General features: G+C 70.7%; 10 protein-coding genes. 7 read left to right on the top strand and 3 right to left on the bottom strand.

Annotation, left to right across the window (positions count from 1 at the left end; genetic code table 11):
- The first annotated feature begins 13 nt into the window (after positions 1–13).
- From SAVERM_RS05690 to SAVERM_RS05660, 7 genes are all read left to right on the top strand, one after another.
- Entirely contained in the window at positions 14–301 is a 288-nt protein-coding gene (locus SAVERM_RS05690) for a tautomerase family protein (RefSeq protein WP_010982478.1), read from the top strand.
- A gap of 267 nt (positions 302–568) precedes the next feature.
- On the top strand, positions 569–1,456 hold the full coding sequence (locus SAVERM_RS05685) for a serine hydrolase (RefSeq protein WP_037650270.1): 888 nt from the start codon (positions 569–571) through the stop codon (positions 1,454–1,456).
- Between the two features lie 250 nt (positions 1,457–1,706).
- Positions 1,707–2,642, top strand: coding sequence for a hydroxymethylbilane synthase (gene hemC / locus SAVERM_RS05680; protein ID WP_037650273.1), 936 nt, complete (start codon positions 1,707–1,709; stop codon positions 2,640–2,642).
- A 481-nt stretch (positions 2,643–3,123) separates the two neighbouring features.
- Positions 3,124–5,397 (top strand): M4 family metallopeptidase, encoded by a 2,274-nt coding sequence (locus SAVERM_RS05675; RefSeq protein WP_037650276.1) that lies wholly within the window; start codon positions 3,124–3,126, stop codon positions 5,395–5,397.
- Positions 5,398–6,098: 701 nt separating this feature from the next.
- Positions 6,099–6,893, top strand: a complete 795-nt coding sequence (locus tag SAVERM_RS05670; RefSeq protein ID WP_010982474.1) for an SDR family NAD(P)-dependent oxidoreductase — start codon at positions 6,099–6,101, stop codon at positions 6,891–6,893.
- 49 nt (positions 6,894–6,942) lie between these two features.
- The gene (locus tag SAVERM_RS05665; RefSeq protein ID WP_010982473.1) at positions 6,943–8,016 is read left to right on the top strand and encodes an NAD(+)/NADH kinase; all 1,074 of its coding nucleotides are present in this window, start codon (positions 6,943–6,945) and stop codon (positions 8,014–8,016) included.
- A 311-nt stretch (positions 8,017–8,327) separates the two neighbouring features.
- Positions 8,328–9,146, top strand: coding sequence for a hypothetical protein (locus SAVERM_RS05660; protein WP_010982472.1), 819 nt, complete (start codon positions 8,328–8,330; stop codon positions 9,144–9,146).
- A 28-nt stretch (positions 9,147–9,174) separates the two neighbouring features.
- Here SAVERM_RS05660 and SAVERM_RS05655 read toward each other — a convergent pair whose 3' ends face one another.
- From SAVERM_RS05655 to SAVERM_RS05645, 3 genes are all read right to left on the bottom strand, one after another.
- Positions 9,175–11,376, bottom strand: coding sequence for an FUSC family protein (locus SAVERM_RS05655; protein ID WP_078234755.1), 2,202 nt, complete (start codon positions 11,374–11,376; stop codon positions 9,175–9,177).
- A 519-nt stretch (positions 11,377–11,895) separates the two neighbouring features.
- Positions 11,896–12,213: a hypothetical protein gene (locus SAVERM_RS05650; RefSeq protein WP_010982470.1), complete on the bottom strand. Its 318-nt coding sequence runs from the start codon at positions 12,211–12,213 to the stop codon at positions 11,896–11,898.
- Positions 12,214–12,383: 170 nt separating this feature from the next.
- Positions 12,384–13,373 carry a LacI family DNA-binding transcriptional regulator gene (locus SAVERM_RS05645; protein WP_370628447.1) on the bottom strand — a complete coding sequence of 330 codons (990 nt, stop codon included), beginning with the start codon at positions 13,371–13,373 and terminating at the stop codon, positions 12,384–12,386.
- Positions 13,374–13,412: the final 39 nt, after the last annotated feature.

Genomic DNA, 13,412 nt, shown 5'->3' with positions numbered 1-13,412 from the left:
GCGAGGCGACGGCATGGCCACCTCAGTGACGGACCTGGACGTCTCCGCGCTCGGGAAGTCCACCGTCCGCTCCACGGTCCTGGTGAACCCGGTCCCGGCCGACCACTACTACGTTGCCGGACACCCGGTGCGGGAGGCCACCGGTGCCCATGTGGAGGTGAGTATCACGGCGGGCACCAACAACGCCGACGAGAAGGCGCGGTTCATCGCCGGGGCGTACAACGGCATCACACAGTTCGACCACTACCGGCACGCGCCGCGGCCCGTCGCCACCCCGGACGGACGCAATCGAATGCCTTGATGAATGTCACACCATTGGAAAACGCCCAATACGGACATATGCGCATCTCTCGCGCACTGTTGTTTCCTCCGTCCCTGTAGCGTCGCCGTCATTGGCGAACCGGAACATTTCGGGATGGCCCGCCGGTCGCTCCATAGGTGAGCCGGCGACCGGCGTTCGCGGACGCCCCGAGGGTGTCGCCTCACCGTCGAGGGCGAGTGGGCCGCCGATGTGACCGCAGACACACAGGTCGATGTGACCGCAGACACACAGCAGGACGGAACCTCCATGCCTGGAACGCACTCATCGCGCCGCGCGACGCGGGGACTGGCGACGGCCGTGGCCGCCGGGGCAGTGCTCACGGCGTTCGCGTCGGCCACCCCCGCCGAGGCGAGCACCGCCGCCGCGTCCGTCGGCGGCTCACAGGTGACGTGCACCTCGCAGCGGCCAGGACTGGCGGGCCGGCTGTCGCAGGACATCGCCGACGCCCTCCGTGGACGCCATGGCGCCTCGGCGCTCGCCCTGTACGACCGCTCCACGAAGACCTCCTGCGCGTACCGGGCCGACGCGGCCTTCGACTCGGCGAGCGTGGTCAAGGTCACGATCCTGGGGGCGCTGCTGCGTCAGGCGGCTGAGGAACATCGCCGGCTGACCCCTCGCGAGGTGAAACTGACCACCGCCATGATCACCAAGTCGGACAACGCCTCGACCAATGCCCTGTGGCATCAAGTAGGGGCCGCCGGCGTCCGGCACTTCCTGACTCTGGCCGGAATGCGGGACACCGTTCCCGGCCCGAAGGGCTACTGGGGGCGGACCCGGATCACAGCCGCCGACCAGCTGAAGCTGCTCCGACTGCTCACCTCGGACAACTCGGTCCTCGATCGAAACGCCCGCGCCTATGCCCTTCGCCTGATGAACCGAGTGATCCCCGGGCAGCGATGGGGCGCGCCGACCGGGGCACCCTCGACGACGACCGTGCACGTCAAGAACGGCTGGCTGCCGCGTGAGACCAACGGCTGGCGGGTGCACAGCGTGGGCGTGTTCACCGGCGGCGGGCACGACTACGGGATGGCTGTGCTCTCGCACGGCAACCGCACGATGGACGACGGCATCGCCACCGTGGAGCGCGCCGCCCGCGCCGTCAACCACGACCTGAACCTGCCGACCGCCTCGTAGAGTCCCGTCGCCGCGGAGGACGGGAGTCGCCCCCGGCGACAGGTGGGACACCGCGCCGCGTCCGAAGGGTGCGGCTGCCTCCGGAAGAGGTCCCCGAGCTCCCCGACGGTCCAGGTGCCGATCGGCACGGGCCCGTCAACCGATCGCGCTCGCACATCCGTCCGATGTGGTCAACATGCTTCCCGCGCAGCCGAGATGGGCCTCCGGAATGGTCGTCGAAGCGCGGATCCGACGGGCTATCGTGAGCGGCATGTCCGCCCTTGAACTGATCCGTATCGTCTCCCGCGACTCACCCATGGCACTGGCCCAGGTGGCGCGCGTCCGCGCCGAACTGGCCGCGCTCCATCCCCGCACGCGCACCGAAGTCGTGGCCGTGAAGACGACCGGTGACAAGTGGATGGGGGATCTGTCCAAGGTCGACGGCAAGGGCGCGTTCACCAAGGAGGTCGATGCCGCACTGCTCGCGGGCGAGGCGGATCTCGCGGTGCACTGCGTCAAGGACGTCCCCGCCGACCGGCCGCTCCCGGCGGGCACCATGTTCGCCGCGTTCCTCAAGCGGGACGACATCCGCGACGCCCTCGTCCACCCCGGCGGGCTCACCCTCGACGAACTTCCGCCGGGTACCCGGATCGGAACCTCCTCGGTGCGCCGCGTCGCCCAACTGGCCGCCGCGTACCCCCACCTGGAGTGCGTGCCGTTTCGGGGCAACGCCAACCGGCGGCTGGAGAAGCTCGCGGCCGGCGAGGCCGACGCCCTGCTGCTCGCGGTGTCCGGCCTCGAACGCATCGGCCGCGAGGACGTGATCACCGAAGTCCTGGAGCCCGAGACCATGATGCCGCCGATCGGCGCGGGCATCCTGGCCCTCCAGTGCCGGGAGGGCGACACCGGCCTCATCGAGACCATCAGCGAACTCGGCGACCCGGGCACCCACCGCGAGGCCACCGCGGAGCGCATGTTCCTGCACGTTCTCCAGGGGCACTGCAATTCGCCCATCGCCGGCTACGCCCGAACCGAACGCAATGGTGAACTGTCCCTGCGCGCCAGCGTGTTCACCCTGGACGGCAAGACGGTCCTGAACGCCCACGAGTGGGCGGGCCGCCTCGACCCGGCGACGCTCGGCACCTCCGTGGCCGTCGCCCTGCTGCGTCAGGGCGCCCGCGAGCTGATCGACGACATCCCGCACTGACCCGACAGGCCCCCTGCCGCCCGGCCCCGGCCCGGCCCGGCCCCGGCCCGGCCCCGACCTCGGACCGGCCCTGACCTCGGACCGGGCCCGGTACAGAGACGTCACGGGCTGTCTGTCCGCTCACGCCCCGGACCGGGAATCCCGTCCGGGGCGGGGCCCAGCCGCCCGGCCTCGCCGTGCGGGTCGTCCGGCCGCGGCCGAAAAGGGCCCTGAGTCCGGACGAACATCCAGCAAGCAATAGCTAATTTGAGCCGTTATTTTGTCATCTCCATGACAAGAACGCGGGTGCGGTGTCAATCTGCTCTTCGCACGTTCACCGATTCTTCACCCCCCACCTCTCATGCGCCGCCGAGTCCGGACACGCCTCGAGCGTCCCCTCGTGCGGCGCCTTCCCGCTCAGCGCGATTCCCGGCCGCCCGCACCCCGTCGGGCCGCTCTCTCGGCCCCCTTCACAGGCCGACCGTCGCAGAAGGAGAAGCCCTTGTCACGGCCCCCTCGCTCCTCGCATCGACGCAGATACACAGCCGCGTTGGCCCTCACCACCGCCGGCACGCTGTTCGCCGCCGGGTTTCAGACCGGCGTCGCGTCCGCCGCCCCCCGCGACCCCGGTCATGCGAAGATCGCAGCCACTCCGAGGGCTGGTGCAGCCCCGGCGAAGCTGTCTCCCGCGAAGCATGCCGCGCTCCTGAAGAGCGCGACCGCCGCAGTCGGCGACACCGCGAAGAGCCTCGGCCTCGGCGCCAAGGAGAAGCTGATCGTCAAGGACGTCGCGAAGGACGCCGACGGCACCACGCACACCCGCTACGAGCGCACGTACGCGGGCCTGCCGGTCCTCGGCGGCGACCTGGTCGTGCACCTCAGGAACGGCGGCCGCACGACGGTGTCCGAGGCCACCAAGGCCACCGTCAGGGTTCCGGCCGTCACCGCCAAGGTCAGCTCCGCCACGGCCGCGGGCAAGGCGGTTGCGGCCGCCAAGAAGGCCGATGCCAAGCATCCCAAGATCGACGGCGCGCCACGGCTGGTCGTCTGGGCCGCCGGAGCCAAGCCGGTCCTGGCCTGGGAGTCGGTGGTCGAGGGCGTCCAGCACGACGGCACGCCGAGCGAGCTCCATGTCATCACCGACGCCACCTCGGGCAAGGCGGTCTTCGACTTCGAGGACGTACGCACCGGTACGGGCACCGGCCAGTTCAGCGGAACCGTTCCGCTCGGCAGCACGCTCTCCGGCTCCACGTACGAGCTGGTGGACGCCGACCGTGCGGGGCACCGCACCTACGACCTGAACCAGGGCACCTCGGGCACCGGCACCCTGTTCACAGATGACAACGATGTCTGGGGGGACGGCACCCAGAGCAACCGGCAGACCGCCGGCGTGGACGTCGCCTTCGGCGCCGCGGCCACCTGGGACTACTACAAGGACGTTTTCGGCCGCAACGGCATACGCAACGACGGCGTGGCCGCCTACAGCCGCGCGCACTACGGCAACGCGTACGTCAACGCCTTCTGGTCCGACACCTGCTTCTGCATGACCTACGGGGACGGCGCGAGCAACACGCACCCGCTGACCGCTCTGGACGTCGCCGCGCACGAGATGAGCCACGGCGTCACCAGCGCCACCGCCAACCTCACGTACTCGGGTGAGTCCGGCGGCCTCAACGAGGCGACCTCGGACATCTTCGCCGCGGCCGTGGAGTTCCACGCCGACCTGCCCGCCGACGTGCCCGACTACCTGGTCGGCGAGAAGATCGACATCCGCGGCAACGGCACCCCCCTGCGCTACATGGACAAGCCGTCCAAGGACGGGTCCTCCCGCGACTCCTGGGATTCCTCGCTGGGCAGCATCGACGTCCACTACTCCTCCGGCCCGGCCAACCACTTCTTCTATCTGCTCTCGGAGGGCAGCGGCGCCAAGACCGTCAACGGCGTCTCCTACGACAGCCCCACGTCCGACGGCAAGGCCGTGACCGGCATCGGCATCGAGAACGCCCAGCGGATCTGGTACCGGGCACTCACCACCTACATGACCTCCACCACCAACTACGCCGGCGCCCGCGTCGCGACCCTCCAGGCAGCGGCCGACCTGTTCGGTGCCTACAGCGACACCTACCTCGCCGTCGCCGCCGCGTGGGCCGGGATCAACGTCGGCGACCGGATAGCGCTCGGCGTCAACATCGCCCCGATCGCCGACCAGACCAGCGGCGTCGGCCAGGAGGTCTCCCTGCAGACCGACGCCTACACCACCAACTCGGGTGCCGGTCTCACCTACGCGGCCACCGGCCTGCCGGACGGTCTGACGCTCAGCGACACCGGGCTGATCTCCGGGGTTCCGACCACCGCCGGCACCAGTGAGGTGACACTGACGGTCACGGACAGCACCGGCACGGCCGCCTCGGTGAGCTTCAGCTGGAGGGTGGCGCACATCTACGCCAACGGCACCCGCGTCGACATCCCCGACGCCGGAGCCGCGGTGGAGTCCCCGATCGTCATCACCGGCCAGACCGGCAACGCCTCGGCGACCACCCAGGTCTACGTCAAGATCGTCCACACATACCGCGGTGACCTCACGGTCGACCTGGTCGGCCCCGACGGCACCGTCTACTCGCTGCTGAACCACAGCGGCGGTTCCGCCGACAACGTCGACCAGACCTTCACGGTCGACGCCTCCGCGCAGCCGGTCGACGGCACCTGGAAACTGCGGGTCCGTGACACCGCCTCGATCGACGTCGGCTACCTCCAGCAATGGCAGCTCACGCCCTGACGTACGCCCTACCGCCACCTCGCCCGCCCGGACCGCTGCCCGCGGTCCGGGCGGGCGAGCCCGTTGTGCCGTGGCGACGCGGAGGGCGAGGGCCAGACGCGGACGGGGGCCAGGAGTCGGCACCCGTGCGGGATCGGAGCTGCCCATGGGCGTGGGGGAGCATCGGCACGAGGGGCGGCTGTTCGGTCCCCGCACGGATGCCAGAGCAGGCCAAGTGTCTTGATCGCGTATACGTTGGGTTCTGCTCGGAAACCGGCAGCGCTGACCGCTGCCACCGCGCGATGCGCCAATCGACCCCAGGGTCGACGGTTCCCCCGCACCGGACGTACGCGCCCGCGACGCACCACACAGAGAAGCCCTATGTGCACCCGTGCCCCCGCTGTCGCCCCGCCGTCTGTCGGCCACGCCGAGAGCCTGGCCGCAGGCCACACTGAGCGGCTGCCCGTCGGCCTGGTGCGCGATCGCCGATACAGCCGGCGCGGCCCTCAGGTCCTGAATGCGAGCGGACCCCCGTCGGCCGCCCGGTACGACGACCGGGCGGCCCTGATCATCGGCGAGACCAGCACCCGCCGGGCCGGCCCGGAAGAGCCGTTCCTTCACCGAAAGCGCCCTCCGGCGGCCGACGGCCGATGGATCGGGTCCTGTCCGGGGACCCGGACGACCAGCAAGCGCATGCAGCCAGGCGGAAGGACCATGACGCCATGCACATCGATCTGAAAGGCCGCACCGCACTGGTGACCGGCTCCACGCAGGGCATCGGCGCGGCGATCGCCGTCGGACTTGCCCGGGCCGGCGCCCGGGTGGGCGTCAACGGCCGCTCCCGGGAGCGGGTCGAGTCAGCCGTCGCCTCGCTGGCCGTGGAGGCGCCGGGCGCCGATCTGGTGGCGGTGACCGCGGACGTGGCCACGGAGGAGGGCGCGGCCGCGGTGGAGGACGCGCTGCCGCAGGTGGACATTCTCGTCAACAATCTCGGAATCTTCGGTGCCAAGGACCCGCTGGAGATCACCGATGACGAGTGGCGGCGCTACTTCGAGGTGAACGTGCTCGCCGCGGTGCGCCTGACTCGCATGTTCCTGCCGGGAATGGCCGAACGTGGCTGGGGCCGCGTCCAGTACCTCGCCAGTGACTCGGCGGTGGCCGTGCCCGCGGAGATGATCCACTACGGCATGTCCAAGACGGCACTGCTCGCGGTGAGCCGAGGATTCGCCAAACAGGCGGCGGGCACCGGGGTCACGGTGAATTCCGTCATCGCGGGCCCCACGCACACCGGCGGGGTCGAGGACTTCGTCTACGAGCTCGTGGACCGGGAGGTGCCCTGGGACGAGGCGCAGCGGACCTTCATGCGTGAGCGGCGCCCGCAGTCCTTGCTCCAGCGGCTGATCGAGCCGGAGGAGATCGCCAACATGGTCGTCTACCTCAGCTCCGAGCAGGCTTCGGCCACGACCGGGGGAGCCCTGCGTGTCGACGGCGGATACGTCGACTCGATCCTGCCGTGACCCGGCGTGCGCCGGTGGCGTTCATCCTTGAGCCGACCGGGAGGCGGATGTGACCGTGACGCGTGTCGGCCTGGTCATGCACGGAGGTCGTGCGCAGGCCGGGGACGCCGCGAGGATCGTGCGTGGCTGGTGCGCGGAACGCGGCGTGCACTGTGCGGACATCGACGTGTGGCGGGACGACACCCGGCACAGTGCCCGCGAGGAGGTCGCGGCGGCGGGCAATCCGGATCTGATCGTCACGCTGGGCGGAGACGGCACGTTCCTGCGGGGTGCGCGGCTCGCCGCGGAGAATGACGCCCTGGTCCTCGGCGTCGATCTCGGCCGGGTGGGTTTCCTGACAGAGGTGCCCGCCGCCGCTGTGTGCGAGGCGCTGGAGGCCGTCCAGGAGGACCGGATCACGGTCGAGAGCCGCATGCTGCTGACGCTCCGCGCGTCCCGTCGTCTACAGGTGCCCACCGGCATGGAAGCTCTGCTGCGATACGGGCGGGGCCCCCTCCTGCCGCCCCCGCGGGTGCGTACCGACTGTGCGGAGGGCGATGACTGGGGCATCGCGCTGCACGTCACCGCGCTCAACGACATCGTCCTGGAGAAGCTGGCGAGGGACCGGCAGGTGTCGGTCGGCGTCTATCTCGCCGGCCGGCTGCTGGCCTCCTACTCCGCCGACGCGCTGCTGGTGGCCACGCCCACCGGCTCGACGGCCTACAGCTTCGCCGCGGGCGGTCCGGTCGTCTCGCCGCGCGCCGAGGCTCTGATCTTCACCCCGGTCGCCCCGCACATGGCGTTCAACCGCTCCGTCGTCGCCGCCCCCGACGAGCCGATCGCACTGCGGGTACTGGACCGCTCGGGGCCGGCCGCGGTCAGCGTCGACGGACAGTTGCGCGGTGTGCTCGACCCGGGGGACTGGATCGGTGTGTACGCGGCTCCGCGCCGGCTGAAAGCGGTCCGGTTGGGGCCCATGGACTTCTACGGCCGTCTGCGTGAACGCATGAACCTGACCGACGCCCCGGCCGCGGTCGCCGACGGGCAGGCCGCCCCGCTGTGGCCGGTGACCAGTGCTCCGCCGGCCGATCTGGCGCATCTGACCCTGCCCCCAGGGCCCGGTGACACGCCGTCCGCCTCGTGAACGGGGCGCGCGGCGGTGTCGGGCAGGCTCGGCGACCGGGTCCGGGACTCGCGCGGCCTCGTCGGACTGGTGTCTTTCTGGTGTCTTTCCGGAAGTGACACGAGCAGGGTGTGCGTGCGGTGGCCCGCTCGGACACCCGAACGGCCGATACACGCCCGGCCGTTCGGGAGAAGCCGGGATGCGGGCGATCCCGCGGGCGCCCGCCCGACATCGCACATCCGTACGACTCCCCTGCGCTGGTGAGCAGCCTCACCCAGTGGTGGCGTAGGAGGGAACCGCCCGTACGCACGATCCCTCCGGAGGCATCAGCGATGAACCGTCGTCCACGCCGCGCAGCCCATGTCTTCGTCTCCACCCTGGCGGCAGGCGCGCTGCTCACCACCGCGGGGTGCTCGGAGGACGGAAACAGCCGGGGCAGTTCGGAGGCCGTGTCCAGCCCTTCCGCCGAGCTCTCGGCCTCCCCGCTGGTCAAGGAGTCCCCGGCGGCCTCGACCGCGCCCGCACTCACCACGGAACAGGCCCAGACCGCGCTGCTCACCAATACCGATCTGGGCTCGGAGTGGACCCAGAGCAAGGCCGCTGAGTCCTGGCGGGCCACCATGGTCAAGGGCAAGACGAACCTCGCCGAGTGCCAGAAGCTGCTCGACGCCCTGGTCTCGGGGGAACTGCTGGGCGATCCCTCGGGTTCGAGGGCGGTGACGGGCTTCGCGGACAGCGACAACGACGCCCAGATGCGCTACGAGGTCGCCGCGTACGACCACGCCGCCCTGGACAAGTCGTTCGACTGGCTGAAGTCGGTGCCCGTGACGTGTGACCAGTTCACGGCCACCGACACCCCCGTGGGCACACAGACGGTCCAGGTCGTCGAGACGTCGCTGCCCAGCGCGGGCGACGACCGTCAGGGACTGCAGATGACCGCGACCGGCGCACTGGAGGGCACGCCGTTCACGCTGACCATGGACATCGCCGCCGTACGCGTCGGCGACAACGCCATCAGCCTGACCAACGGCGGCCTCGGCGGCGCCGACAGCGACTCCACGAGCCAGGCCGTCCAACTGGGCGCGCAACGCCTCACGGACGTCCTCGCCGGGAAGACCCCGGCCGAGCAGCCACCCGGTCAGCAGGACTGACGACGCCTCATCGATCCCAGACCCGGCGCTACGAGCCGACGCGGCCCCGGGAGGACTCACGGTCCGGGGACGAGACCGACACTCCGAGCGGGCGGGCGAGACCGACCACTCCCTCGTCCAGGCGTTGCAAATGCCTCAGGACACGGCTCGTGACCCGGTCGGGCCGCGTGGCACCCTCAGTGTCCGCCTCCAGCATGGCGGCGAGGCTGGCGCCGGTCTCGACCACACCTTCGCTGCCCTCGTCCTCGACCCGGGCGACGAGTACGCCGATGTTGTCGGCGATACGCCGCCCGGCCCTCTTGAGACGCGGATCGGCGGCGACGGTCTTGCTGTAGGGCAGGAGTTCGGCCGTCGCCGCCAGCGAACGCGCGTGATAGGCGCATGTCTCCAGGAGAGCCACGAGATAGCGCGCGGTCTGGCGGCGGGCCCGCAGCGGGGTGATCGGGTGGGTCAGCGGCTGCGTGGAGGACCGCAGATCGTCCAGTGCCGTGTCGAGGTCCCGGGCCTTGTCCAGCAGATCGAGCGCGGGCCCGCCGCTCAGCTGCTCCACCGCGGCGTCGGTGACGTCCCCGAGCCGGCTCAGCACCGTGCCGAGGAGTTCGTCGGTACGGCGATCCGTGTTCACGGGCAGGACCAGTACGGCCGCGATGACGCCGCAGGCGGCACCGAGCGCGGTCTCCGCGATGCGCAGGACGAGCACCTCGGGGCTGTAGGTGTTGAGGAGCGTGTACAGCAACCCCAGCATGGCCGTGACGAAGAAGGACATCAGGGCGTACGACAGCGGCGCGCTGTAGAACATCGCGAAGATGAAGAGCAGCACGAGTACGAACGCGAGCCAGGTGCGGTTGCCGACCAGGCCCGCCAGGGCGACCCCGGCGACGACCCCGAGCACGGTGCCCAGGAGCCGTCGGTAGCCCTTGACGAGGATCTCTCCGGTGGACGCCGTGTTCAGGAAGACGACCCAGCAGGTCAGCACCGCCCAGTACCAGCGCTGGCTGGAAAGGAACTCGCCGCCGACGATCGCCAGGGCCGAGCCCACCGACACCTGGACGGCGGACCGGGTCGTGGGACGCTTCAGCCCCGTGGGTCCGTCGTCGTCCGGCTCCTTCTCCTCGGCCCCCGCGATGGCGACGTCCTCGGCGTCCAGCTCCTCACGGGAGCGGGTCGTCGCGGGTGTGTCGTCGGACTCGTCCTGGGGTCCGTCGACGGCCAGCCGCAGGCCCAGGACGGAGCGCGCCGCCTCTCCGATGCCGCGGAAGACGTCCTGGACCGCGGCCGAGGCGCGCGGCAGGTTCTCTTCGTCGCGGTAGCCGAGCAGCCGGTTGCGCAGATGGGCCACCGCGGGGCCGCGGTCGTGCGAGACCGGGCGGAGGACGAGCATACGCAGCGCGTGGAGATCACGGCGCAGTGTGGCCGTGACGTCGTCCTGCGCTCGCGGCCAGTCGCCGGGTGCCGGCAGCGGCGCGTTCGGCAGGTGCAGGGTCAGCGTGTCGGCGCGTTCGGCGCTTCGGGCGCTGAGCAGCAGAACACCGAGTCGTTCGGCGGCGATCTCGGCGTCCGCGACGCGGCGCTGTACGAGCGAGGCGGTGGCGCTGTCGCTGGTGCCCTCGTCCAGCCGCCCCTGGATCATCAACGCGGTCTCGTGGAGGCGCGCGGTGTGCAGGCGTACGTCCTCCAAGGCCTTCTCCAGGCGGGCGGGGCCGGCGTCGAGCAGCTCGATCTGGGCGGACACCAGTTGGGCGAGGCGAGCCCGGAACGCCCGGCGCAGCCGCTCCAGAATGCGCTCGGGCGTCTCGACCACCAGGCCGAACCGCACCACCGCGCTACAGGCGAACGCGATGGCGAGCGTCCCGCACAGCCCGGGCAGCGCGGAGAAGGTGGCTCTGACGAACAGTGACACGAAGTAGACCTGAAACCCGATCAGACCCAGTGCCATACCGCGGTCACCGAACCGGCGGCTGTAGACCGCGGCGAAGATCAGCGCGATGAAGAAGAGGTCACCGGCGATGACGTGGGTGTTGAGCAGCGCTCCCAGCGACATCGCGGTGAGCGCCACGGGCAGACCGAGCGCGAGGGTGACCGCCTGTTCGCGCCGCTGTTTGTCCTTGACTGCGAAGGTGGCGACCATGGCCGCCATGGAACCGGCCACCATGTGACTGACATCGGCACGGAGAAGGGCCAGGACGGCAAGGGTGAGCGCGATGGCACCCACGGTCCGCAGCCCGGCCATGAGCCGCAGCAGCCCGGGGTCGGATGCTGTGAATCGGTCCCAGGTGCCCGTCCGGCTCGGCCGCGTCACTGTCCTCACGCTGCTGTTTTTCCCCGCTCTCCGTCATGATCCGCGATTCCTTCCAGCATGGCACGAGTCAATTTCTCTGCCGTCCCTCGGGGCCCACGGAAGGCCGCCACGGCAGCAGTCTCCCGTCGGACGGCCTGCCGGTGCGGGAGGCCGAGCGCCTGCTGCCGCGGCAGGCCGGGAGGCCGGCGTCCGCATGCCGGGGTCGCATCCGAAGGGGGTCGCGTGGTCCGCGACCCCCAACCGGCGTCCGGTGGACGGCTGTTGAGCGGATCGCCGACATGACCGAGCCGCGCCCTCGGCCCTGCCGGAGCGCGCCCCGTTCCTCCCGGTACCGGTACCGGGAGGAACGGGGCCAGGGCGGGGGGACAGGGAAGGCCCTGCCCCGTCGTCGCCGGGTTCGCCGACCTGCCGGAACCTCCGACCGTCGCGCGCGGCAGTCACGGCAACGCGTCAGGCCTGGTTGTCGATGCCTGTCACCGTGGCCGGGCCGAGCGGTGCTTCATCAGGAGCGAATCCGGCCTCGCGCAGCGCGGATGCGGCTGTCCGTTTGGCATCCTCTTCCGCGTTACGGCTGTCGTCGGCTGTCACCTCCAGGCGGATGCTGAAGGTGTTGTCGTCGTTGACGGTGAGGAGATCCAGGTCTTCCTGCTGCCCCAGGGAGGTGTGGTGCGGGTCGGCCGGCCGCAGCAGTCGCACGAGAGCGGAGCGCACGTCGTCGCTCGGGTCCCGCAGGAACGTGCCGGGAATGGTGATGACGTAGGTGGTCACGTAAAACTCCTCCTTCAGACGCCCTGCCTGGGCCGGTCCCGTAGGGGACCCCGCCCATGCGGATGCCCCTCAGGCGGATCATCGAACGCCCAGAACGCCGCGCGGTCCCTTCGACACGCGCAGGCGGCAGGTGCCGGATCCTCGTGGGGGTCAGCCCGAGGCGCCGAGCGCTACCGCGAAGGGGGCGGTGCCGTGCTGTCACGGACCACGAGTTTCGTGGGTACGAGCGTGGTGCCGTGTTCTGCCGCGTCGTGGCGCATCCGCCGCAGGACACCCTGCACACACAGTCGCCCCACTTCCGCGAAGTCCTGGTGAACAGTGGTCAGGGGAGGCAGGAAGGAGCCGGCCTCGGGGATGTCGTCGAAGCCGATGACGCTGACGTCCTCCGGAATTCTCCGGCCGCGCTCGTGCAGGGCCCGCAACAGCCCCAGCGCCATCTGGTCGTTGGCGGCGAACACCGCCGTACAGTCCTCCTCGTCGGCGATCCGCAGCCCCGCCTGATAGCCGGACTCCGCCGACCAGTCGCCTCGTACCACGGCGGGCGGGACGCGGCCCGCCTCGATGAGTTCGGCGCGCCACGCGTCGGCACGGCGCTGCGCCGCGTACGACTCCTCGGGACCGGCCAGATGCCAGATCGTGCGGTGACCGAGTTCCAACAGGTGCCGCACGGCCGCGCGGGCTCCGCCCGCCTGGTCGGTGTCGACCACGGTGTAACGGTCACCGGCGTCCGAGTCCGCGACGGCGACCTGGACGTGCGGGGGCAAGGAGATGGTCGCCGCATCGAGAAGGTGCACTTCCATGATGATGATGACGGCATCGACGGCGAGCTCTCCCAGACGGGAGAAGGCGCCGTGCACCTCGTCCTGGGTGGGGACGGCCACGGGCAGGAGCGTGACGGCGTACCCCTCCTGCGCCGCGGAGGTGGCGATCGCCTCCAGGGTCCGCATGTTGCCCGTGGTGGAAAGGTTGAACGTGATGACACCGATGGTGCGGAACTCGCCGCGCTTGAGGGCCCGGGCCGCACTGTTGGGCCGGTAGCCCAGCTCCTTCATGGCCGCCAGGACCTCTTGCCGGGTCTCTTCGGTGACGCCCGCGTAGCCGTTGGACACGCGGGAGACGGTCTGCGAGGAGACGCCGGCCAGGCGGGCGACATCCGCCATGGACGCACTCTGTCTGCGCCGGGCGCTCTGTTCATCCAT

The sequence above is a fragment of the Streptomyces avermitilis MA-4680 = NBRC 14893 genome, assembly GCF_000009765.2.
Classification (GTDB): domain Bacteria; phylum Actinomycetota; class Actinomycetes; order Streptomycetales; family Streptomycetaceae; genus Streptomyces; species Streptomyces avermitilis.
Note: the sequence above shows the minus strand (reverse complement) of the source record. Positions and strands in the feature narration are given on the sequence as shown.

What these genes read in the sequence shown, in the direction of transcription:
- SAVERM_RS05690 (WP_010982478.1), top strand. Translation starts at nt 14, where the DNA reads ATGGCCACCTCAGTGACGGACCTGGACGTCTCCGCGCTCGGGAAGTCC.
- SAVERM_RS05685 (WP_037650270.1), top strand. Translation starts at nt 569, where the DNA reads ATGCCTGGAACGCACTCATCGCGCCGCGCGACGCGGGGACTGGCGACG.
- hemC (WP_037650273.1), top strand. Translation starts at nt 1,707, where the DNA reads ATGTCCGCCCTTGAACTGATCCGTATCGTCTCCCGCGACTCACCCATG.
- SAVERM_RS05670 (WP_010982474.1), top strand. Translation starts at nt 6,099, where the DNA reads ATGCACATCGATCTGAAAGGCCGCACCGCACTGGTGACCGGCTCCACG.
- SAVERM_RS05660 (WP_010982472.1), top strand. Translation starts at nt 8,328, where the DNA reads ATGAACCGTCGTCCACGCCGCGCAGCCCATGTCTTCGTCTCCACCCTG.
- SAVERM_RS05655 (WP_078234755.1), bottom strand. Translation starts at nt 11,376, where the DNA reads ATGGCCGGGCTGCGGACCGTGGGTGCCATCGCGCTCACCCTTGCCGTC.
- SAVERM_RS05645 (WP_370628447.1), bottom strand. Translation starts at nt 13,373, where the DNA reads ATGGCGGATGTCGCCCGCCTGGCCGGCGTCTCCTCGCAGACCGTCTCC.